This window comes from Wenyingzhuangia sp. (assembly GCF_039768515.1).
Classification (GTDB): Bacteria; Bacteroidota; Bacteroidia; order Flavobacteriales; family Flavobacteriaceae; genus Wenyingzhuangia.
In genome coordinates, this window is record NZ_JBDNAI010000051.1 from 1 (window position 1) to 22605 (window position 22605).

Annotated in this window: 25 protein-coding genes; 12 read left to right on the forward strand and 13 right to left on the reverse strand. The window is 34.4% G+C overall.

Annotated elements, in window-relative coordinates; translation table 11 throughout:
• From ABF281_RS03175 to ABF281_RS03185, 3 genes are all read left to right on the forward strand, one after another.
• A partial coding sequence (locus tag ABF281_RS03175) for a hypothetical protein (protein ID WP_347180251.1) occupies positions 1-378 on the forward strand: 378 nt, incomplete at its 5' end.
• A 179-nt stretch (positions 379-557) separates the two neighbouring features.
• Positions 558-1577: a phenylalanine--tRNA ligase subunit alpha gene (pheS, locus tag ABF281_RS03180; RefSeq protein WP_347180252.1), complete on the forward strand. Its 1020-nt coding sequence runs from the start codon at positions 558-560 to the stop codon at positions 1575-1577.
• A 59-nt stretch (positions 1578-1636) separates the two neighbouring features.
• Positions 1637-2041: a hypothetical protein gene (locus tag ABF281_RS03185; protein ID WP_347180253.1), complete on the forward strand. Its 405-nt coding sequence runs from the start codon at positions 1637-1639 to the stop codon at positions 2039-2041.
• Positions 2042-2245: 204 nt separating this feature from the next.
• Here ABF281_RS03185 and ABF281_RS03190 read toward each other — a convergent pair whose 3' ends face one another.
• Positions 2246-3241 carry an NAD(P)H-dependent glycerol-3-phosphate dehydrogenase gene (locus tag ABF281_RS03190; RefSeq protein ID WP_347180275.1) on the reverse strand — a complete coding sequence of 332 codons (996 nt, stop codon included), beginning with the start codon at positions 3239-3241 and terminating at the stop codon, positions 2246-2248.
• Positions 3242-3486: 245 nt separating this feature from the next.
• On the opposite strand from ABF281_RS03190, the gene ABF281_RS03195 reads away from it, so the two are divergent.
• A complete protein-coding gene (locus tag ABF281_RS03195; protein ID WP_347180254.1) occupies positions 3487-4260 on the forward strand; it encodes an amidohydrolase in 774 nt (257 codons plus the stop codon).
• A gap of 2 nt (positions 4261-4262) precedes the next feature.
• On the opposite strand, the gene ABF281_RS03200 is transcribed toward ABF281_RS03195, so the two are convergent.
• Both ABF281_RS03200 and ABF281_RS03205 read right to left on the reverse strand, forming a co-directional pair.
• On the reverse strand, positions 4263-5024 hold the full coding sequence (locus tag ABF281_RS03200; protein WP_347180255.1) for a lysophospholipid acyltransferase family protein: 762 nt from the start codon (positions 5022-5024) through the stop codon (positions 4263-4265).
• 18 nt (positions 5025-5042) lie between these two features.
• Positions 5043-5468: a hypothetical protein gene (locus tag ABF281_RS03205; RefSeq protein WP_347180256.1), complete on the reverse strand. Its 426-nt coding sequence runs from the start codon at positions 5466-5468 to the stop codon at positions 5043-5045.
• Between the two features lie 190 nt (positions 5469-5658).
• Between ABF281_RS03205 and ABF281_RS03210 the strand changes: the two genes are divergently transcribed.
• Genes ABF281_RS03210 through ABF281_RS03220 form a run of 3 tightly spaced genes read left to right on the forward strand, consistent with a single transcriptional unit; the run spans position 5659 to position 8445 of the window.
• Positions 5659-7104, forward strand: coding sequence for an oligosaccharide flippase family protein (locus ABF281_RS03210; RefSeq protein ID WP_347180257.1), 1446 nt, complete (start codon positions 5659-5661; stop codon positions 7102-7104).
• 30 nt (positions 7105-7134) lie between these two features.
• Positions 7135-7569: a dUTP diphosphatase gene (dut, locus tag ABF281_RS03215; RefSeq protein ID WP_347180258.1), complete on the forward strand. Its 435-nt coding sequence runs from the start codon at positions 7135-7137 to the stop codon at positions 7567-7569.
• A gap of 12 nt (positions 7570-7581) precedes the next feature.
• A complete protein-coding gene (locus ABF281_RS03220) occupies positions 7582-8445 on the forward strand; it encodes a DMT family transporter (protein WP_347180259.1) in 864 nt (287 codons plus the stop codon).
• Here the strand turns inward: ABF281_RS03220 and dprA are convergent.
• Positions 8442-9548, reverse strand: a complete 1107-nt coding sequence (dprA, locus tag ABF281_RS03225) for a DNA-processing protein DprA (RefSeq protein WP_347180260.1) — start codon at positions 9546-9548, stop codon at positions 8442-8444. The two genes, ABF281_RS03220 and dprA, sit on opposite strands and share 4 nt — an antisense overlap.
• A gap of 92 nt (positions 9549-9640) precedes the next feature.
• On the opposite strand from dprA, the gene ABF281_RS03230 reads away from it, so the two are divergent.
• Both ABF281_RS03230 and ABF281_RS03235 read left to right on the forward strand, forming a co-directional pair.
• Positions 9641-10528, forward strand: a complete 888-nt coding sequence (locus ABF281_RS03230; RefSeq protein ID WP_347180261.1) for a hypothetical protein — start codon at positions 9641-9643, stop codon at positions 10526-10528.
• Positions 10529-10572: 44 nt separating this feature from the next.
• Entirely contained in the window at positions 10573-11085 is a 513-nt protein-coding gene (locus tag ABF281_RS03235; RefSeq protein ID WP_347180262.1) for an acyl-CoA thioesterase, read from the forward strand.
• A gap of 40 nt (positions 11086-11125) precedes the next feature.
• On the opposite strand, the gene ABF281_RS03240 is transcribed toward ABF281_RS03235, so the two are convergent.
• From ABF281_RS03240 to ABF281_RS03250, 3 genes are read right to left on the reverse strand one after another with little or no spacing between them, the layout of a single operon-like run.
• Entirely contained in the window at positions 11126-12361 is a 1236-nt protein-coding gene (locus tag ABF281_RS03240) for a peptidoglycan DD-metalloendopeptidase family protein (protein WP_347180263.1), read from the reverse strand.
• Positions 12362-12367: 6 nt separating this feature from the next.
• Complete coding sequence (locus ABF281_RS03245) at positions 12368-13162, reverse strand: DUF4292 domain-containing protein (protein WP_347180264.1); 795 nt, start codon at positions 13160-13162, stop codon at positions 12368-12370.
• 49 nt (positions 13163-13211) lie between these two features.
• On the reverse strand, positions 13212-14894 hold the full coding sequence (locus ABF281_RS03250) for an ABC transporter ATP-binding protein (RefSeq protein WP_347180265.1): 1683 nt from the start codon (positions 14892-14894) through the stop codon (positions 13212-13214).
• Between the two features lie 328 nt (positions 14895-15222).
• On the opposite strand from ABF281_RS03250, the gene ABF281_RS03255 reads away from it, so the two are divergent.
• Together ABF281_RS03255 and ABF281_RS03260 are read left to right on the forward strand one after the other, a co-directional pair.
• The gene (locus ABF281_RS03255) at positions 15223-15993 is read left to right on the forward strand and encodes a hypothetical protein (protein WP_347180266.1); all 771 of its coding nucleotides are present in this window, start codon (positions 15223-15225) and stop codon (positions 15991-15993) included.
• Positions 15994-16100: 107 nt separating this feature from the next.
• Positions 16101-17966, forward strand: a complete 1866-nt coding sequence (locus ABF281_RS03260) for an ABC-F family ATP-binding cassette domain-containing protein (RefSeq protein ID WP_347180267.1) — start codon at positions 16101-16103, stop codon at positions 17964-17966.
• A 77-nt stretch (positions 17967-18043) separates the two neighbouring features.
• On the opposite strand, the gene ABF281_RS03265 is transcribed toward ABF281_RS03260, so the two are convergent.
• The 3 genes from ABF281_RS03265 to ABF281_RS03275 all read right to left on the reverse strand — a co-directional run bounded on the left by ABF281_RS03265 (position 18044) and on the right by ABF281_RS03275 (position 19899).
• Complete coding sequence (locus ABF281_RS03265) at positions 18044-18280, reverse strand: NifU family protein (RefSeq protein WP_347180268.1); 237 nt, start codon at positions 18278-18280, stop codon at positions 18044-18046.
• Positions 18281-18315: 35 nt separating this feature from the next.
• On the reverse strand, positions 18316-19455 hold the full coding sequence (locus ABF281_RS03270; protein WP_347180269.1) for an Mrp/NBP35 family ATP-binding protein: 1140 nt from the start codon (positions 19453-19455) through the stop codon (positions 18316-18318).
• A gap of 111 nt (positions 19456-19566) precedes the next feature.
• On the reverse strand, positions 19567-19899 hold the full coding sequence (locus ABF281_RS03275; RefSeq protein ID WP_347180270.1) for an MGMT family protein: 333 nt from the start codon (positions 19897-19899) through the stop codon (positions 19567-19569).
• A gap of 42 nt (positions 19900-19941) precedes the next feature.
• Here ABF281_RS03275 and ABF281_RS03280 point away from each other — a divergent pair, with 42 nt between their 5' ends.
• A complete protein-coding gene (locus ABF281_RS03280; RefSeq protein ID WP_347180271.1) occupies positions 19942-20766 on the forward strand; it encodes a hypothetical protein in 825 nt (274 codons plus the stop codon).
• A gap of 23 nt (positions 20767-20789) precedes the next feature.
• Here ABF281_RS03280 and trmB read toward each other — a convergent pair whose 3' ends face one another.
• The 3 genes from trmB to ABF281_RS03295 all read right to left on the reverse strand — a co-directional run bounded on the left by trmB (position 20790) and on the right by ABF281_RS03295 (position 22478).
• On the reverse strand, positions 20790-21461 hold the full coding sequence (gene trmB / locus ABF281_RS03285; RefSeq protein ID WP_347180272.1) for a tRNA (guanosine(46)-N7)-methyltransferase TrmB: 672 nt from the start codon (positions 21459-21461) through the stop codon (positions 20790-20792).
• A 9-nt stretch (positions 21462-21470) separates the two neighbouring features.
• Positions 21471-21680: a hypothetical protein gene (locus ABF281_RS03290; protein WP_347180273.1), complete on the reverse strand. Its 210-nt coding sequence runs from the start codon at positions 21678-21680 to the stop codon at positions 21471-21473.
• 72 nt (positions 21681-21752) lie between these two features.
• Entirely contained in the window at positions 21753-22478 is a 726-nt protein-coding gene (locus ABF281_RS03295; RefSeq protein WP_347180274.1) for a metallophosphoesterase family protein, read from the reverse strand.
• Between the last annotated feature and the right edge of the window lie 127 nt (positions 22479-22605).

Below are 22605 nucleotides of genomic sequence, written 5' to 3' on the forward strand. Positions count from 1 at the left end.
ACAAATGATGACAACAGTCTCGAGGAAGAAAAAGAGGGAAATGATGGCAACGTAGACGATCGTAAAAATGATCCTACAGACAACACCGGTGACAACCAAGATAGCAATACGGTAGAGAACGCAGAAGAATCTAAGAAAGTTCGTTTCACCCGTGATCTTTTACCTATCATCAACGACAAATGCTCTGGGTGCCACACTGGGGGTTCAAAAACAAACTACACAGAATATATTTTTACTCAATTTAATGCAGATTTAATTCATGATCGAATCAATCGCAAACAAGGAACAAGAGGATTTATGCCTCAAAACGGCACAAAACTAGACACCACTGAGCTAGCATTGTTTGACCAATGGATTAAGCATGGAATGTTGGAATAAAACTGCTTTTACCAGATATTGAAGAATCTAAAGAAAAACATGAACTCTTCATTTAGGTATAAAAATTCATCTGAAACAAAGAAACACAACAATAAAAAAGGTTCAAAACTATAATTTAATTATCTCAAAACTCTGAAATAGTTTTTTAAATTTGTAGTTTAAATTTCTGAATAACAAATATGTTAGACAAAGTCAAAGAATTAATTGGGGAAGTAAACGATTTCAGGGCTACCTCTAAAGAAGAACTCGAAGCATTTAGAATTAAATACATAGGAAAAAAAGGGGTTTTAAATGATCTTTTTGCTGAATTTAAAAACGTATCTAACGATCAGAAAAAAGAATTTGGTCAAGCACTAAATGCTTTTAAAAATGCTGCAGAGCTTAAAGTGAGTGAACTCAAAAATAATATTGAGGAAGCAAACTTAAACACAAGTCGCTTAAATGATTTAACGAGACCATCGGAACCGATGTCTTTAGGCTCTAGGCACCCTATATCCATAGTCAAAAATCAAATAATTGAAGTGTTTTCTAGAATTGGTTTTACTGTTTCTGAAGGACCCGAGATAGAAGATGATTGGCACAATTTTACAGCATTAAACTTACCTGAATATCATCCTGCTAGAGATATGCAAGACACGTTCTTTATTGAACAAAATCCAGATATTTTATTACGTACACACACTTCATCAGTACAAACGAGGTACATGGAGAACAACAAACCACCGATAAGAACATTATCTCCAGGTCGTGTTTTTAGAAATGAAGACATTTCTGCTCGTGCACATTGCATTTTCCATCAAGTAGAAGGTCTATACATAGATAAAGATGTTTCTTTTGCAGACTTAAAACAAACTCTTTTATACTTTACTAAGGAGATGTTTGGAAAATCTAAAATCCGATTACGCCCCTCTTACTTCCCCTTTACAGAGCCTAGTGCTGAAGTTGATATTTATTGGGGACTGGAAACCGAAACTGACTACAAAATAACCAAAGGAACGGGTTGGTTAGAAATTATGGGATGCGGAATGGTAGATCCTAATGTGTTAAAAAATGCGAATATAGACCCTGCTACATATTCAGGCTACGCATTTGGAATGGGTATTGAACGTATTGCCATGTTGTTGTATCAAATCCCTGATATTCGAATGTTTTACGAAAATGACATTCGATTCCTAGAACAATTTAAATCTGTTAACTAAAACATTACTTAAAAGAACCAAACACTAAAGTGTTGTTCTTTTCTTTTTAAACATACTTCATGAAAAAAGACATCGTCATCCCAGAAATTACAGACGTTTTTATGGCTATAGTCAAGGAGTATAATGAGGAATTTCAATGTGATGATTGGAATGCCTATTTGGTAAACGACCGTGATGAAGATTTGGAAATGGCTATTTTAGTGTCTAAAGGATATGATGAAGAGAAATGGATTGAAACTTCATTAATGAGAAAGACGATAGAAAAGTTACCCGCAAAATCTTTTGCCAAAGTAGAACTAGTCATTCCAGACCTTTTTAAATTGACAAACTTCTACAATACTACTTTTTTCATTGGCAAGAACATGTACGAAAAACGATTTGAATTTCCTAAAAACTCCCTTAAACAAGGCGCTTTGAGAGTCATAAAACAACTGGGAAATAAAGAAGGTATTGTCGCTAAATAAGTACTGCTTTTTAGTTTTTTAAATCTAAAAAAATAGGAACTACTCTCTAAATTTGTCTTGTTGAAATTAACGAATTCAACTCCTTGCTTATACATCAACAAAGAATAGTGATGAAGTCACTCTTTATTGGCATTTGTTCTTAAATTGAAAAACTTGAAATTTTCTGACCACCTTAAAAAATAATTAGCAGAGAGGAATAAAAGGTCAATCTAAATGTTCTGACAATATCTTAAAATGTTTCTTTGGGCTTTTCCCCTCGTATACTACGCTATAAACGGCATCAATGATGGGTGTTTTAGCTCCATTGATCTGATTCATTTCGTAAGCTGGTTTTACTGCATAGTATCCTTCAGCCACCATTTTCATTTCCATCATCGCAGATTTAACCGTGTAGCCTTTACCGATCATGTTTCCAAACATACGATTTCTACTAAAAGTAGAGTATCCCGTAACCAATAAATCTCCCAAATAAGCAGAGTTGTTAATGTTACGTTTCATTTTATGTACCTTTTTGATGTAACGCTTCATTTCTCTTACTGCATTCGACATCAATACCGCTTGGTAATTATCACCATACCCTAGTCCGTGAGCAATACCTGCTGCTATTGCATAAATATTTTTTAACATTGCAGCGTACTCCGTCCCAATGATATCGTCTGAAGTTTTACAAAAAATATAATCCGACGTCAAACAATCCGATAGAATCTTTGCCTTTTTTTCATCTTGACAAGCAATCGTCAAATAAGACAAACGCTCCAAAGCGACTTCTTCTGCATGGCAAGGACCAGTGATAACTCCAATCTGATCATAAGGTATTTTGTAGATTTCGTGCAAATGCTCTCCAACGATCAATCCTGTCTCTGGAACAATTCCTTTGATAGCAGAAAACACGGTCTTGTCTTTTAAAGAAAGAGTTAACTTAGAGAGCTCAGCATTTAAAAAAGCTGAAGGGATGGCAAAAATAAGAACGTCTGCATCACTAACCATGGCATTAAAATCATCTGACAAAACCAAATGCTTGTTATTAAACTCTATAGAGGTTAAATAATTTGGGTTGTGACTGTGTTCTTTAATATAATCTATAGCAGTAGTATTACGCATATACCAACCTACTTGATCAACATTTTCACATAACATTTTTACAATAGCTGTTGCCCAACTACCTCCTCCAAAAACCGCTACCTTTAAACTACTCAAAATAAATCTATGTTTGTAGCGTAAAAGTAATATTTCTACATGAATTTTATAGAAGAATTAAATATTAATCACAAACCAACCCAAGAGTTAACTTTATAAAAAAGCTCTAAAACCATTACTAATAAGAAGTTAACTCAATAAAAAAACCTATCACCCATAAAACAACAACTTATAAAATCAAATAGAGACAAATCCTCTTTAAAAATTTAATACTTTTACAGGTATCTTTTTACTTTAACACTTGATCAATGTCTGACTCCCTAAACATCACTCTTGTCCAATCAAATGTTGTATGGAGTAACCCCTCAAAAAATCTGGAGCACTACACAACAAAACTAAATAAAGTAAATACAGATTTGATTGTACTACCTGAGATGTTTGCAACTGGGTTTTGCACTACACCCCCTATAGTAGCAGAAACCATGGAAGGCCTTTCCGTATTGTGGATGATTGACATGGCGAAAAAACTAAATTGCGCCATTTGCGGATCGCTAAGCATTCAAGAAAACACCAAGTTTTATAATCGATTTATATTTGTAACCCCTCAAGGGATCAAAGCGACATACGACAAAAAGCATTTGTTTTCCTATGGAAAAGAAGATCAAATCTATAGCGCTGGAAAGACAAACTCTACAATCAATTACAAAGGCTGGAAAATAAAACCATTCATTTGTTACGATCTTCGTTTCCCTGTTTGGTCACGCAATACCGATGACTATGACTTGGCCTTATACGTTGCCAATTGGCCCGCCAAAAGATCGTTTGCTTGGAATCAATTATTAATTGCTAGAGCCATAGAAAACATGAGTTATGTTGTAGCAGTAAACAGAATAGGAAAAGACAACAATAATATAGACTATAAAGGAGATTCTAAAGTCATAAACGCTCTTGGAGAAACTTTAATAAATCTAAAAGGAGGAGAACATTTGAGTCAAATCAATATCAAGAAAAAACATATAAAAGAGACCAGATCAAAGTTTGGTTTTTTAAAGGATGGCGACTCCTTTAGGCTTAACAAGTAAACTTAGTATTCTATTTTAGACTTTATTTTTGCTTCAACTTCCGCAAAAAAATCTTCAAAAGAACCCTCCGAGACTTTTATAGGCTGATGGGTTTCAATGGTCATTTTTACTCCTATGTTCATTGGAAACTTTCCGTACTCCCATAATTTCCATGAATGGTTTATCGTCACAGGAATCACAACTGCATTGGGTGCAAACTTGGTTAAAACTTTCAAACCATTTTCAGAAAATCTCTTTGGTCGACCATTTCTACTTCTAGTTCCTTCAGGGAAAATAATTCCAGAACGATTGTGTTTTGTAATGTATTTGGCAAATTTTCTGATTTCAGATAATGACTGCCTTGCGTCTTTACGGTCAATCAAAGCAGAACCTCCATGTTTCAAATTGAAAGAAACACTTGGGATACCCTTTCCCAATTCTATTTTAGAGATGTATTTTGGATGCAAACCACTAAAAAACCATCCCAAAGGAGAAATTTCGTGTAAACTTTGATGATTAGCCACAATAATATGGGGTACATCAGAATCAAAAGTGTAAGGGTTTATAAACTTTACTTTGGTTCCCAAAATACGAAGCGAAACCGTTAGAGAAGCGTTCAACAAATCCACTGCTCTTTTATGAGCAGTATAACCCCCAAACTTTAAACTAACCCATTGAACTGGTTGAAAAAAAACAAGCAACAAACCGTAAATAAGATAAAACAATATCGAGAGTGGATATGCAAGTATCTTTTTTCCTAAAGGCATTTTTTTATGCTTCGCCATTTGTTAAAATTGGGTTTATTAAATCCACTGTGCCCAAGGAATTCTTGACAAAATCAACACGAATGCAATTCCGTAGAATATAGCAAAAGATTTAAATTTTGCTTGGTCCTCAGCTAACTTTTTATGACGAGACCAGCCTATTGTGATCAAAACAATGGCAACAATCATTGTCAAGGGATGCTCAACAGTCATCAATCTCAATTCAGCATCTTTCATTGCCTTTCCCATACCCACATTCTTTAGTGTTTGGTACCACGGAGAAATGTAATAGGTTACTAACCCTGTCAACAACTGAATATGCGTTAAAATCAAAGCAACTAGCCCTAATTTACGATCTCCGGCTTTGAACTTTTCTTCTCTCTTTAAACTCATCACTGCATTAAACACAACCATCGCAATGGCGATGATTACAAAAGCTGCTAAAATTGAATGTACTGTTTTCATTTATCTGGTTTTTGAATTCACAAATTTAAGTATTTAGATTTAGTATTTGGCATTTATTACGCTACAACTTTATCTTGGCTGTTTGAATACATTCCGGAAACACAAGGAAACAAACGTGTGTCAAGAACAATTATTATAAAAACAATACTTCTCTAAAAATAGGATATATTTGTAGTATATCTAATTCCAATTGAGCACGATTAAATCTTTTATCAAAAACACATTTGTTTATGGATTGGCCGCTGTTTTACCTAAAGCGGTAAACGTTTTTTTGGTAGGCTTACACACCAAAACACTAGAGAATACTCAGCAATTTAATATAAATACAGAGTTTTATGTTTGGGCTGCTTATTTTAATGTGTTGCTAACCTTTGGAATGGAAACTACTTTCTTTAAATTTTTTAATTCTGAAAAAGAGAAAAACAAAGTACTTAGCACTTCATTCAGCGCTGTTGCATTAGTCGCTATGGCTCTTTTGATCCCTTTATTTTTGTCTGCAACCAAAATAGCTCCACTTTTAGGTTTTAAGGAAGTGCTACATTACAAGACACTCCTTGGGATTCTATTGTTTGATACCTTGACAGTGATTCCATTTGCCTACCTGAGAGTAAAAAACAAGTCGCTCAACTACGCTCTTTTTAGAGTATTCAATGTCTCTGTTTTTGCCAGCCTCAATGTTTTGTTTCTAATGATGCTCTCTGAAAAAGAAACAATCGATTACTTAGGATGGTTTCCAACCTCATCAAAAACAGGTTTTATATTTTTAGCCAACCTATTGGCTAGTGGAGTTACTTTTCTAATGGTCTTCCCTATGTTTTTAAAATTCAAACTTAAAATAGACCTCACTCTTTTGAGAAAAATGTTAAGCTATGGTTGGCCGATTTTAATCGCTGGGTTAGCTTACGTGACAAATGAAAATTTAGACAAACTTATTTTGCCTAGATTTTTAAACGACAGCATTGCAGGTGCATATGCTGGAGTGTACAAACTCGGAGTCTTCATGTCTATATACATTATGGCATTCAAACTGGGCGCAGAACCCTTTTTCTTTAATATTTCTAAAAAAGAAAACGCAAGAGCCTCCTATGCTCTTATCTTAAAATGGTTTACAATATTAGGTGCATTTATCGTACTTACTATTGTATCATATGTTGATTTTTTTGCAAACCTACTGCTAAAAAAACCTGAATACTTTGAAGCATTATCGATTGTCCCAATCATATTATTAGCAAACTTAATGCTAGGAATTTACAACAACTTATCTGTCTGGTACAAAAACACAAATCAAACCAAATACGGAATGTATTTTTCTGTTTTAGGTGGAATTTTAACCATCATAGGTCTGATTGTAGTGGTTCCTGTTTTTGGATATATGGGCGCAGCTTGGGTCACTTTCTGTGTCTATGGATGTATGATGATCATCTCGTATTACTATGGACAAAAGCATTATGAAACACCTTATGAAACAACTAAAATCATAGGCCTACTCCTCTTCGTAACCGGGCTCAGTTTTCTGTCCTTTTATTTGTTTAGAGGACAAGTCATAATCAATACCACTCTACTTTTATCTGTTCTAGTTATTGTTTTTCTAGCAGAACGAGATTTTATCAAACAAAGACTTTCAAAAAATAAATAAGACTTACTTTTGCCATAAATCGCATCTCATATGAAAATACAGGTCATCAATACATCAACACACCATTTACCAAAATACGAAACTCTCGGAGCTGCTGGTCTGGACTTAAAAGCAAATCTAAAAGAAAGTATTTTCTTAAAACCATTGGAACGCACTATTGTAAAAACCGGATTGTTTATTGCTTTACCTCACGGATATGAGGCACAAGTAAGGCCCCGAAGTGGCTTGGCAGCAAAAAAAGGAATCACAGTTTTGAACTCCCCAGGAACTGTTGATGCAGATTATCGTGGAGAAATTGGTGTGATTCTAGTAAATCTTTCTAACGATGTTTTTGAAATTACTGATGGAGAACGCATTGCACAATTGGTCATTGCAAAACATGAACAAGCCACTTGGGTAGAAGTAGAACAATTAGACAGTACCCAAAGAGGCACTGGTGGCTTTGGGAGTACAGGAAAGAAATAACAAACATCTGCTATGAAAAATCAACTTAAAAATATACTGGAGCTCAATTTAGCTTTATTCATTATTGCAACTGCTGCCCCCTTTGGAAACTATATTTCATTACCTCCTGCACTAACCATTTGGTCTAGATGCTTGTTTGCTTTTGTTGCTATTTACGTCTATGTGAAATTCAAAAAGATCAGTTTAAAAATTGATCTTTCAAAAGAAGGCGGCCTGTTTTTTCTTTCCGCTTTTTTACAAGCCGGACACTGGATTACTTATTTTTATGCTTTACAATTGGCAGGAGTAGGATTAGGAATTATATCCTTGTTCACTTATCCTATCTTCACCACTTTACTGGAACCAACGATTCGTAAAACCACCTTTAATCCCAAACATTTGCTACTAGGATTATTAGTTTTAGTAGGACTTTATATCTTAACACCGGTGTTCAGTTTTGGAAACCAGACCAGTTTAGGAATCTTATTCGGAGTATCCTCTGCTATTTTTTATGCCGTTAGAAATATTTTAATGAAAAGTTTAGTCACAAATAACAATCCCACTAAATTAATGCTTTACCAAACGGGACTAATTGTTGTCATGCTAACTCCAATTTTTGCTTTCATAAATATTGAAACTGCAAGCTATACAGATCAACTTTATCATTTGCTCATTTTAGGCGTTTTTACTACTGCAATTGGACACACCTATTTGGTTCGTAATTTCAAAAACTTCTCAGCAACTAGTGTGTCATTACTGAGTTGTATTCAACCGCTGTATGGTACATTTTTAGGGTTTCTTTTTTTAGGTGAAATCCCTACCCTTTCAACAATAATTGGAGGTGGAGTTATTATTTCTGCAGTAGTACTCGAAACATACATCAGTAAAAAAAACTAAAGTCTTCTGATTAATTTTCCAGGCAATACTTCAATCAATCCTTTCATTTCTAACTGGAAAATACAGTTCGAAATCTTGTATATTGGGAGCTCCATAATCCTAGCCATTTCATCAGAATACATTGAGTTCGTCGACAACAACTCATATATTTTTTTTTCATCACCTTCCAAATCTAGAAATAATTGAGGCTGTATTGTTCTAGAAGCGATACTCGTTTTAGATTTCTTCCAACCCAACTGCTCAATTAAATCTTCACCTGAAGTAATCATCGATGCTTTGTGGGTTTTGAACAAATGGTTACAGCCTTTACTATAAACATCTGAGGATCTTCCAGGCAAAGCAAATACTTCCTTATGATACGAATTTGCAAGATCTGCCGTAACCAAAGAACCGCCTTTCATTGCCGATTCAATAACTACTGTGGCTTCACTCAATCCTGCTACAATCCTATTTCTCCTTAAAAAATTACCTCTCAGAGGTTGCTCATCGTAGGGAAACTCTGATAAGAAACCACCACTTTCTTTCACCTGCTGGTAAAATCTTTTATGCTCACTGGGATAGATCATTCCATAGCCATGAGCCAAAACAGCTGCTGTAGGCACCTCGTGCTTCAAAGCTTCTAGATGTGAACAAATATCTACTCCATAAGCAAAACCGCTAACAATCAAAGGCTGATACGCTTTCAAAGAGATGATTAATTGTTCACAAAATCCTCGACCATAATTCGTCATATTTCTTGTTCCTACTATGCTTATGATTCTATCATAAGAGTTAACATCACAACTCCCATCTTGAAACAAAATCAAAGGAGCATCCATACTTTCTAACAAATACCTTGGGTAATTATCATCTTTGTAGTACAGGCACTTCAAACCTTTATCCTCTGCCAGTTTTAACTCTTTTTCCGCTTTTAGCAAAGATGCCTTCGAAAACAATTGACGAAACAACTTGGGATTTACCTCTTTTTCAATTCGATGGGTTTGGTGGGCGAAAAACAACTGTATGGCACTTCCATAAACGTCAATAAGTTTTCTTGCCGTAATGACTCCCACTCCTTTAGTTTCTTGCAAAGCAAGAGCATACATAAGCTCATTAAAATTCATATCCAATTTTATCAAGAAGGTACAAAAAAAATGTTTTAAAAAATTTAGGGTTCAAATCTTGAAACCTCTCAATTTTTTGATATTTTTGTTAGATGCAGTTATCTAAATACATTAGCGATTTACTATACAGGTACGAATGTGTGATTGTTCCTGACTTTGGAGGATTTGTGAGTAACAACATTTCCAGTCAAATAAATATCGAGAATCACCAGTTCAGCCCCCCCTCAAAAATCATTTCTTTTAATGTAAATCTTCAACAAAACGATGGTTTATTGATCAACCATATCGCTAAATCACTCAATATAACTTTTGACGACGCTGCAGAAAAAATCCAACATGTTGTAGAAAAATGGCAAATTCACTTACAAAAAGAGCCTTTGTTTCTTGATAAAATTGGACAATTAAACTTAGATGACGAACACCTGATCTTTGAACCTTTAAACAAAATCAATTACCTCACTAGCTCTTTTGGCTTAAGTGATGTGAGTGCTGACTATATCTTAAGATCTAAAAGCAAATCCTCAAATATTGAAAACAAAAAGCCTTATGGTAAATACATAGCTAGTGCTGGTATTGCCTTAGGAATTTTATTTGCTGGTAATCTTTATGTAAAACAAAAAATAAATCAGCAAGAAGTTTTAGCACAAAAGAAAGTAACCCATCAAATACAGCAAGCTTCTTTTAACATCTTAAAACCTTTACCCGCGGTTAGATTAACTGTTGAAAAAGAGGTCATCAAGGAGAAAAAAACTCTTCAATATCATATTGTAGCAGGAGCTTTTAAGATTGCCAAAAACGCAACCAGAAAAGTAACCCTTTTAAAAGCAAAAGGATTTGATGCAAAAATTATCGGTGTAAACAAATGGGGATTGACACAAGTTAGCTACGCTTCTTTTGACAACAAAATAGACGCAATCAATCACATGAATTACATCCGTAAAAACGATAACAAACACGCTTGGCTCTTCATTAATCAATAAATAATAAACCTTATCTTTAACCATAAGCTTTATGATTGATTTCTATGAAAACAAAAAAACCAACGGATTCTCTAGCCATAGCCACTGACATTATCCTGCCCAGTGACACCAATGCCTTACAAGGTCTTTTTGGTGGTGAGTTACTAGCTCGTATCGATAGAATTTGCTGTATTTCAGCACAAAGGCATGCCAACATGATCTGTGTAACGGTGGCAGTAAACAATGTCTCTTTCGAAAAAGTGATTCCTCTAGGTAGTATGATGACGATAGAAGCAAAAGTTTCTAGAGCATTTTCCTCGTCTATGGAAGTAATCGCTGATGTTTACCTTGAGGATAGAACTTCTGGTAAAAAAACAAAGGTAAATGAAGCTATTTATACGTTTGTTGCTGTTGATGAAAATGGAAAACCCCAAACAATTCCTATCCTAATTCCTGAAACCGATTTAGAAAAGAAACGACACAAAAATGCATTACACCGCAGACAATTAAGTTTAGTTGTCGCTGGAAAAATGAAAGCAAGAGAAGCGACCGAACTAAGGTCACTATTTGACCGCTAAGAACACCTGCTCAACGATTTGCAGCACCTATATTTTTGGATCACATTTTAGCCAACCAATAAATCGGATTTTGTTTTTTGGAATCTCTCCAAACTTGAAACTTTAACTCTGTATTTCCACTCACTTTATCAGTAAAAACAACTCCCAATGGCTGTTTCAAGTTAACTTTCTGTCCTTTAGCTACATACACCTTGTCTAAGTTGTTATATAGTGATATGTAATTTCCATGCTGTACATAAACAGCATAACGACCACTCACAGATTGAATTGCCAAAACAGTTCCTTTAAAAACAGCTCTAGCGTTGGCATTCTTTTTGGTTGCAATCCATATCCCTCTACTATCTATAGTATTATTTTTGTAAACTGGATGACGTATGACACCATAATTCCTTGTGACAACACCTTCTGAAACAGGCCAAGGTAGTTTACCTCTATTTTGTTCAAAACGATTTGCCAAAGCTCTTCCTTCTGGGGTTAGTGCAAAACCAGAAGGCTTAGCGTTTACATCAATTTTTGTCTTTTTGGCTTTAGTCCTTGCTCTTGATGCGGCAATTGCCTCTTTAATCACTCGTTCAATTTCTAAGTCTATCTTTCTTTCCTCTACTTGCTTCTTTTTAAGATCAGCTAAATATTGATTTTCTTTAGATTTAATTTGCTTCATCAAATCTAATTGATCTGCTTTCTCGAAAGCTAATTGATCTGCTTCTACTTTATTCTTCTTAGCCAGTGCTTCCTTCTTATTTCTTTGAACCTTCAAATCACTAGTAATCTCAGCTATTTTTTTTGTTTTAGCAACTATTGTGTCTCCTTGTTTTTTTCTAAAATCTGCATATTGTTGCATATAACGAAAACGCTTATATCCTTGATAGAAATTTTTAGAAGACAATAAAAACATCAACTTACTTTGTTCAGACTTACTTTTGTAAGATTTTAGGATCATTTGAGCATAATCTTCTTTTAAAAATTTTAATTCTTTTTCTAATTCACTTTTTAACTTTTCATTTTTGCTAATCTCATTTTTAAAAAAATTGGCCTCTGCAACAATCGCTTTTATGAGGTCCGATCTTACTTGGATCCTTTTGTTCAAATCACTCAAATAACCTAATATGTTTTCTTCTTTTTTTTGATTCTTAAACAACAGTTTGTTGACTCTTACAATTTCCTGTTGCAACTGATAGCGTCTCTTTTCCAATGCTTTTTGCTTAGCTGTTTGTGAAAATGAAATCGTAAACATCAAAGACAAAACACTAAAAATCAGAAGGGCTTTTCTACTCATCTTTTTTTATATTTCTTTTGGATTTACCACTATCTTTTGATCACATTCTTTAGGAACTTTGAAGGGAAAACTCAATTTTTCATTGAACTTAACTTCATTGTAACTGATCGTAATAATGGTTTCAATGTCTTTATTTTTTGCCTTTATTGTAAACTCTTTTGGAAACACTATTCCATCAATATTTTGATAATTGTTATAGTAAGTAGCAAATGATTTTTTCTTGTGTTCGTGGGCTATTGACTGTGACTTGGTTTTAAAAGAAAAAGGATAAATAGCCACTTCAACAAAAAATTGATTGGCAATTTTGTCATAAAGAAAATAAGCGTTTTCTTTAGTCGTCATGTCATATTTTTTTTCATTTAAGTCCAAAATTACTTCTCCTAAGAGTAATTTTTCTATAACAGCATAGGAAACGTTGATACCCGTCAACTGCTTTATGAACTCAAATGAACCCTCAAAATAGGTCTTGTCAATTTTGTTGTAATAAGAAACTTGATCTTTTTCTATCAACATTTTTACTACTGGAATCCCAAAAAAATCTCCACTCACCCAAATTTTTTCTCCTTTAGATATTCTAAAATTAAGTCCTAATTTTTGTGAAGTACTACCAATTCTATAAGACATCTTCCCTTTAATCTTTAGGGAAGTAGATTCAGAATCTTGTATGTTTTTAGAAGCGTTTTCTTCTATCAGTTTTGAGTATTTGATTTTTGGAATTTCAATATTCAAATTCGTCTTTTTTTTAACACCACACGAAACCAAAAATAACAGTATCGAAACTGCTAACAACCTAAATTGCATATCACAAAAATTTGATGCAATATACAATTTATTCACATGAATCACAGTTTTATATCCCCTTTGGGATTGCGCTAATCAGTCTTTTAGTATATGTCTTTTGGGGAGATTTGTAAATTATATCTGCATCCCCTACTTCCTCTATTTTTCCTTTGTTCAAAACAATCAATTGATCAGACATGAATTTTACAATGGACAAATCATGTGAAATAAACAAATAAGTAAATTCAAATTCCTTTTTTAACTTATTAAGTAAATTCAATACTTGTGCCTGTACTGAAACATCCAAAGCCGAAACAGATTCATCGCATATAATAAGTTTCGGTTGCAAGGCTAAAGCTCTAGCAATTCCTATTCTCTGCCTTTGCCCGCCAGAAAATTCGTGAGGATACCTATCATAATGTTCCTTTTCTAGACCCACTTTTGCTAACAACTGATAAATATAATTTTTTCTCTCTTCATTGGTTTCTAAAATATCATGCCTAACCATAGGCTCTAGTATAGCCTCTCCTACTTTCATCATAGGATTTAATGAAGAGTATGGGTCTTGAAAAATCAGTTGAATGGCCTGTCTATATTTTTTTCTCTCTCTTGAAGACAAGGAAAGTAAATTGACTCCATCATACCAAATTTCTCCACTTGTAGCTTTTTCTAGGTTCAAAATTGTTCTTCCAATGGTAGACTTTCCACTTCCTGATTCTCCTACCAAACCAACAGTCTCTCCTTGATACACCCTAAAAGAAACATTATCGACTGCTTTGACTACATTGCCTTTTGAAAACCAACTGTTTTTTGAAAAGTAATACGTCTTGAGGTTTTTTACCTCTAATAAAGGTTGTTGACTGTATATTTTTTGATGATATAAATTTCTTTCCTCCGGTGTGTACTGCTCTTCAAAAAAATCATCTTCTAGATAACTTGTTACCGATGGCAGTTCTTTCAATCTTATATTCATCTTTGGCCTAGCATTAATCAAGGCTTTGGTGTAAATTTCTTGTGGATTCAAAAAAACTTGATGTACACTTCCCTGCTCAACTATCTTTCCCTTTTGCATAACAACTATGTGATGTGCAATTTCAGTAATCAAAGCTAAATCATGGGTAATGAAGAGGATACTCATCCCTGTTTCTTGCTGAAGTGCTTTTAACAACAAAACAATTTCCTTTTGAACCCCTACATCTAAAGCCGTTGTTGGTTCATCCGCAATCAAAAGTTTAGGCTTACAAGCTATTGCCATCGCAATCATTATACGTTGTTTCTGCCCACCAGATAATTCATGAGGGTATTGACTCATCATTTTTTTTGGCCTTGGTAATTTCACTTTTTGAAACAAGCTCAAGACCTCATCTTCAATCTCTTTTTTTGAAAGTGATGTATGCAACGCTAACACCTCTGCCACTTGTTCTCCACAAGTCAAACTTGGATTTAAAGAGGTCATGGGTTCTTGAAAAATCATACTCATTTCATTCCCTATGATTTTTCTAAATTCTCTTGGAGCAATCTCAATTAATGAAAGGCCATTGTACAAAATACTTCCTGTCACTTTGGTGATATTCGTGGGCAACAAACCCATAATGGCCATCGAGGTAACAGACTTACCACTTCCAGACTCCCCAACAACCCCTACAATCTGATTGGGCAACACCTCAAAACCAATCTCAGAGACTACTTTATTGGTCTTGTCTTGGTTATTGAAAGAAATACTTAAATTTTTTATACTAATTAATGAATCCATAATTTGAACGGAGAATAGAAGTTAAATTTAACAAAACTATATGGATGAAGTCTCCAATTATATGTTAAAATTATAGGCTCCAAACCTGATGTAATTTTTCCAACTCTTCAAACTTATGAATTACGGTTCTGATGCCTTCCTTTTCGTTGATTCATCAACTAAGCCTCTTCAAATTCAATGTCTATTTATTATATTTCTCTATATTTGAGAAATCCTAGAATCAATTGAGATGTACAACCGTAGAATATATATTTTTCTCTTTGGCATACTTTCTGTCTTCTATTTTTTTTGCATGACCACGGTTTCTCCAAAAGAAAACAGGGCTCTAATGCCAAAAAAACACTTAACACACACAACAAAAAAAACAATCAAGAAAGATAAGGCGGCTACTAAAACCTATAGCTACAGGAAATACAACCATGTCACCAAACTATACAAACGTGTTGCCTTACCGATTACCAAAATTTGTGTAAAATACAAGGTGCCACCTGGGGCAGTTTTGAGTATAATTGCCTTGGAATCAGGTTGGGAAAAGGGTTATATTGGTCAAATTACTGGAAATTATCTGAGCTTAAACGCTGTAGGAAACGACCCTGAACTTCCAGCCTTACGAATGCCTAAAAATCGCGCTACCAATGCAATTATATTAGATAAAAAAAAACTAATGAAAACTTCCAAATCCAATATCATCTGGGAAGACAGGCCTCCTTCATTAAAAAAAGATTACAGACCAGATAGTATAGCTGGCACAACAAGACATTTAGATTTTTTCATCAATCATCCTGATGAGATGACCAAAGCAAACCTTAAAAATGTAAAAGATTTTGTGAGCCGATTTATTTCCTATACTAGTAAAATTAAAGCTTACCGTGAAGCAAGGTCTTTACTAGACCAGCAAATAGGAAAGAAAGGAATCGATATTTTATTCGACCCCCAACTAAATAAAAAATTTATCTACACCATTGGTGGAAAGCCAAACTCTTATAACTTTAGAGAAACTTGGCCAAAAAAAGTGATGAGCATCTCAAAAAACACAGGAATAAACAATCTTTGTAGAGAGTTATATCTTGAAGAAAAAACATTTAAAGAAGCTTGGTAACTTGAAAACACCCAACTTGATCTTTTTTAATAGAGCTTCTAATCTCTATCTACAAAGAAGTCCAGTATACCAATTAAATCCATTACTTTTGCTCAAAATATTTTGGCGTGAATTATCTATCTATAGAAAACGTTTCTAAAGCCTTTGGAGAACGTGTATTGTTTGAAAACTTATCTTTTGGAATCAACAAAGACCAAAAAATTGCATTTGTAGCTAAAAATGGTACCGGAAAAACCCGCTTATTAGAGATTATTGCAGGAAACGATATCCCAGACACTGGACAAGTGATCACCCGTAAAGACCTTCATGTCTCCTATCTTTCTCAAGAAGATAATTTTGATGAGAATCAGACAATAGAAGACGTGATTTTTACTTCAGACAGTAAAGTGCTAAAAATTGTTCAAGAATATGAAAAAGCATTAGAAAATCCTGATGATGCTGACAGATACCAGTTGGCATTTGATATGATGGATCAATACAACGCATGGGATTTTGAGACTCAATACAAGCAAATATTGAGCAAATTAAAACTAGACAATTTACAACTAAAAGTAAAAGGACTTTCGGGAGGGCAACGAAAACGATTGGCCTTGGCAACAGTCCTGATCAGCAAACCAGATGTTTTGATTTTAGATGAACCCACAAATCATCTAGACTTAGAAATGATTGAATGGTTAGAAGACTTCTTTGCAAAAGAAAAAATTACCTTATTCATGGTTACTCACGACCGTTACTTTCTTGAACGAGTATGCAACGAGATTATAGAAATGGATAACGGCCAATTGTATAGTTACAAGGGGAATTACTCTTACTATTTGGAGAAAAAAGAAGAGCGTATCGCTTTAGAACAAACGGTTCAAGCAAAAGCAAAAAACTTATTCAAAAAAGAATTAGACTGGATGCGAAGACAGCCTAAAGCTCGAACCACTAAATCTAAATCTAGACAAGATGATTTCTACATCATCAAGGAAAAAGCAAGAGCAAGACGAGCAGAACACAAGGTCCAACTAGAAATTAACATGGAACGCTTAGGGAATAAAATTGTGGAATTTCACAAAGTTTCTAAAGCTTGGGATAATATGACGATGCTTGACCAATTTGAATATAACTTTAACCGTGGAGAACGTATTGGTATTATTGGAAAAAATGGTACCGGTAAATCTTCTTTCTTAAATGTGTTGACGGGAAACACTCCTGTTGATGCAGGAAAAGTCGTGGTGGGAGAAACCATTAAATTTGGATACTATCACCAATCTGGAATTAAAATCAAAGAGGGTCAAAAAGTAATTGAAGTTATTAAAGAGTTTGGGGAATTTATTCCGCTAGCCAAAGGACACAAAATATCTGCGAGTCAATTGCTGGAACGTTTCTTATTTGATAAAAAGAAACAATATGATTTTGTTGAAAAACTAAGTGGTGGAGAACGTAAACGTTTGTACTTATGTACTGTTTTAATTCAAAATCCAAATTTCTTAATTTTAGATGAGCCTACTAATGATCTAGATATTGTTACCCTAAATGTTTTAGAAACCTTTATGCTAGATTATCCTGGAAACTTGGTAGTTGTATCCCACGACCGCTACTTTATGGATAAAATTGTAGATTCTTTATTTGTTTTTAGAGGCGAAGGAGTGATCGAAAACTTCCCAGGAAACTACTCAGACTTTAGAGCGTATGAAAATTCAGATCATACTGTCGTGCCAGAGATCGTTCCTACTAAAATAGAAGCCATTAAAGAAAAGAAAAAATCACCTGCTAAACTTAGCTATTTAGAAAACAAAGAATACATCAACCTCGAAAGCGACATTTCAAAATTAAACCGTAAGAAAGAAACGATTGAAACTGAATTCTCAGAAGGCAAAATCGAAGGTGAAGATATTGATAAAAAATCAAATGAACTTCAGAAAATTATTGATGATATTGAATTCAAAGAGTTGCGTTGGTTCGAATTGAGTGAAAAACTGGAGGAATAAACAGCTCAACAATCACAAAAAATCCCTAACGAACTTCGTTAGGGATTTTCAATTTTATAAAGTGTGTAGCAAGCGTTCTAGCTTATATCTATTACTTCTTGTATTTGGGGAGCGTGTTTCTTTATTGTAGCCTCTACTCCATTTTTTAGAGTCATTTGATTGACATTACAACCTACACAAGCGCCTTCTAACTTAACGGTTACGATATTTTCTTCTATAGAAACCAAAGAGATATTTCCACCATCCGATTCTAAAAAAGGGCGTATTTCATCCAATGCAATTTCTACATTTTTTTGTAACTCTTCTCTACTCATTTTTCTAAATAGGTTTTACTTTGTTAAAAGTAACATTATTTTTTGGTTGAACAACCACTCATCGTTGTGATTTTTACCGCTTCAGTAGGGGGCAAATCTGTATTCCTCTTCACCAGCTCACCTGCCATATTTTTTGTGATTTCTTTAAATGCTGATTCTTGTGGTGTCCCTTCTTGTAAAGCAACAGGATGACCAAAATCACCTGCTTCCCTAATACTTTGTACCAATGGCACTTCACCTAAGAAAGCCGTTTCTAAATCCTCTGCCAAATGTTTTGCTCCATCTTGACCAAAGATATAATATTTATTTTCTGGCAATTCCGCAGGAGTAAAGTAACTCATGTTCTCTATAATTCCCAATACAGGAACGTTAATGTTTTTCTGTTGGAACATCGCAACTCCTTTTTTAGCATCAGCCAATGCAATGTTTTGTGGAGTACTCACCACTACAGCTCCTGTTATGGGTAAAGCCTGTACAATAGACAAATGTATGTCTCCTGTCCCGGGTGGTAAATCAATTAATAAAAAATCTAAGGTTCCCCAATCTGCATCAAAAATCATTTGGTTTAATGCCTTAGAAGCCATCGGTCCTCTCCAAATAACTGCTTCATTTGGATTGGTAAAAAAACCTAACGACAATAACTTCACTCCATAATTTTCAATAGGTTTCATTTTAGAACGCCCCTCAACATTTATAGAAATAGGTTTGGCCTTGGCAACATCAAACATAATATGCATGGAAGGACCATAGACATCGGCATCCAACACCCCTACCTTAAAACCCATTTTTTGTAAAGAGACCGCCATGTTTGCAGTCACTGTAGATTTCCCTACTCCTCCTTTTCCAGAGGCTACTGCTATTATATTTTGAATCCCTGGAATTTTATCTCCTTTGATCTGATTAGGATTTTCTTTAGGTTCAACTTTCTTGGTTGCAACAGATAAATTGACTTTTACCTTCGCCGAAGAGAACTGAGCGACAATAGCTTTTTCAATTTCTGTTTCTGTTTTCTTTTTTGCCTGTAACGTTGGATTGCTAATTTGCACATCAATCACTACCTCTTCACCAAAAACATTGATATTGATCACGTTTTTGTTCTCAACCAAACTCTTACCCTCGCCAGGAGCCGTTATGGTTTCTAAAATCGATTGTATTGAGGACTTTGTAATACTCATCATAGTGTATTTAAATTTACCAGCAAAGATAAGCTATTCACTAATAATGTGTTCTATAGAGTTCTTATACTCTTGTTTAAATTAAAATTTTACACAGATTGTGTTTTCAAGTCACAAGACTTTACAAGGATCCCAGAATATTTTATCAAAATCTTGGACTTGATTGTCTTTTACCACAATCCCTTCGCTCTCTAAAAGTTGTTGCATCAAATTAGAACCTTCAAAATGGTGTTTACCACTGAGTAATCCTTTTCTATTCACAACCCTATGTGCAGGAATAGTAAGATCTCCGTGCGAAGCATTCATCGCATAGCCTACTATTCTGGCAGATTTAGCTGAGCCTAAATAAACCGCAATAGCGCCGTATGAAGTAACTCTTCCGATAGGTATTTGTCTCGCAACAGTAAATACTTTTTGAAAAAAATCTTGTGATTTAGACTCCAATCTCTATTTTTGATTTGTGTTATGATTACTCAAATTTAAAAAATGAAATACAAATTCTTAGTATTTAGCCTATTATTGTTTTCCATTCCCTTATCTGCACAAAAGCTAGACAAAGCGAAAGAGGGTTTGAAAGAAAATATAACGGCTCCAAAGACTAGCAGTGAAAAAAATATTCAAAACGAAAAGAACTTTTCTTTTGGAGACTATATGGCTTATGAGTTATTGATCAGACCTCTCGTCTGGATTACTACAAAGGTTACCTATGGCATTTTTGTTGAAAGCTTTTTTGAGCAAAATACAAAACATTCCAAAATGAAGCTCACTCCACACCCATATGCTAACAAAATGAGAGGTGATTACACCATTGACACCAATGGATTTGTCGCAAACAGAGTTGATCTTTCAAATGTTGTATTGACAGACATGAATCACACTTATGGGAATAATTTGAATGTTAAATTTAGATTTTTAGAACGCACAAACATTGAATACAACCAGTTGTATTTACTAGAATCTGATAATGACATCCGTAGCCAATTTTTTATGCACGATCTCACCGTTAATTACTATCGTATCAGAACAAAAAAAATATGCTTAAACTACGGTCTAGGGGCTAGTTATGTTCACTCTCAGGTAAACAAAGCTTATTTTACTTACAATACGGGTGTAAGTTATTTCCTCTCCGTTCCGCTTAGTCTTGGTTTAGAATACAAAAAAACTCCTTTTTATGACAATGGGATAACACAGACAAAAATAAACTTTAACTACCATCTAAGACAGTATGCAATGGAAGCGGGTTATCGATTTTATCAAATTGGAAACGTCAGCTATAAAATGGTAGCCCTAGGAGCAAAAGTATACTTATAACAAACCAGTTAAACAATGTTTTTTTAGAATTGTATCTTAAACTTGATATAGGTAATTGCCTTGCCATTTTCTAAATATTGACCCTCGTAATAAGTTTGTATTTGTGTGACTTCTTCGGGAGCTCCTTCTTGCCTATACACATCATGATTGGCATATAAAACATCATGACCTTGTCCATGTAACAAACCAAGCGTATAACCATGCATAAACTCACTGTCTGTTTTTAAATGCATAACTCCTTTAGTGTTCAACACCTTGTGATATCTCTTCAGGAACGCATCACCGGTCATACGGTGTTTGGTCCTTTTATATTTGATTTGGGGGTCAGGGAAAGTTATCCAAATTTCACTAACTTCATTTTCAGCAAATATAAAATCTACCAATTCGATTTGAGTTCGAATAAAAGCTACGTTGGGAAGTTGTTCTTCAACTGCTGTCTTTGCGCCTCTCCAAAAACGAGCCCCTTTTATATCAATTCCAATATAATTGACCTCAGGGTTCCTTTTTGCTAAGGCAACTGTATACTCTCCTTTTCCACAACCTAACTCCAAAACAATGGGATGGTTGTTTCCAAAGAATTCATTCCACTTTCCTTGATGTTTAAATCCAGAAATAACCTCTTCTCTAGTTGGCTGTATAACGTTTAAAAAAGTTTCATTTTCATGAAAACGTTTTAACTTATTTTTACTTCCCAATCTAGCTACTTATTTTGAAGAATCTTCTGTATTTGTATCTTTAAACCTCTTAGACTCTTTCATCCAGTAAGCAAAATACACCAAAACAACAATTACAAAAACAAAGTTGATAAGGTTAGACCCCCACCAAGATTCGCTAAAACGTAATGCTTTAAAAGGTAAAAACAATCCTTTTGTGAATAAATCATCTATGGCGTGAAATATATTTAATGCTATCATAATAATATTTTTTAACACTACAAAAGTAATAAAAGTTATCATTACTCAATTGATTTAAAAGGTATTTTACAATTAATTTCTACCTTTTTCATTTGGATATAATGAGGGCAAAGCATCACTTTGCCAAAACTCCTTTGTATCCACATCCATAAGCGTTAACGGATTTGTAAATGCTGCTCCTGTATCAATATTCCATACATTAGCCGCTTGAAAAGGTGTATCCATATCGATCTTGGACAATGCGGTATGTCCAATGAATATTTCCTTATAAAGTTTCAACCTCTTAGGGTAATAACTGTCGTTTAAAGGTAAATTTCTGGCTGCCAAGGCTGTTTCCCATAAAGATCTATCCCAATATAGCATTTTAGAAAAATGCTCTTCTCCAACACCTCTTACATTAGTAAAACCAGCATGAACAAACAACCTGTTTTCACTATCCAAATAATAATTCTCTAGATTTTCTAAAAAGTTGATGTGTATTTTAATAAAATTGTAAGGTCGATTGCGATACGAATCTATAGTTGCTTGACCGCCATGCAACAACCAGTTTGGATTGTCTTTAGACTTTGTCAACCAGTTTAAAAACAAACCATCATGATTTCCTCGTAAAAAAACACAGCGATGAGAAGACTTCAAGGAGATCAACTTATTGATGACCTCGAAAGACTGTCCCCAACCATCTACGTAATCTCCTAAAAAAACAATGAGATCGTCTGTGGTAACTTTTGCCCTCTCTAACACTTGATCCAAAGCCTTTAATCCTCCGTGAATATCTCCTACTACCAACGTCCTAGACATACTTTTCTTTTTGATTTAATTGTAAAAATAGGAAAACTCTAAAAACAAAAACCCCAATTCATAAAATGAATAGGGGTTTTTGTAGATTTTAACTCCGCTATCGCTTCGTTTAATTGTTCAATGCCTC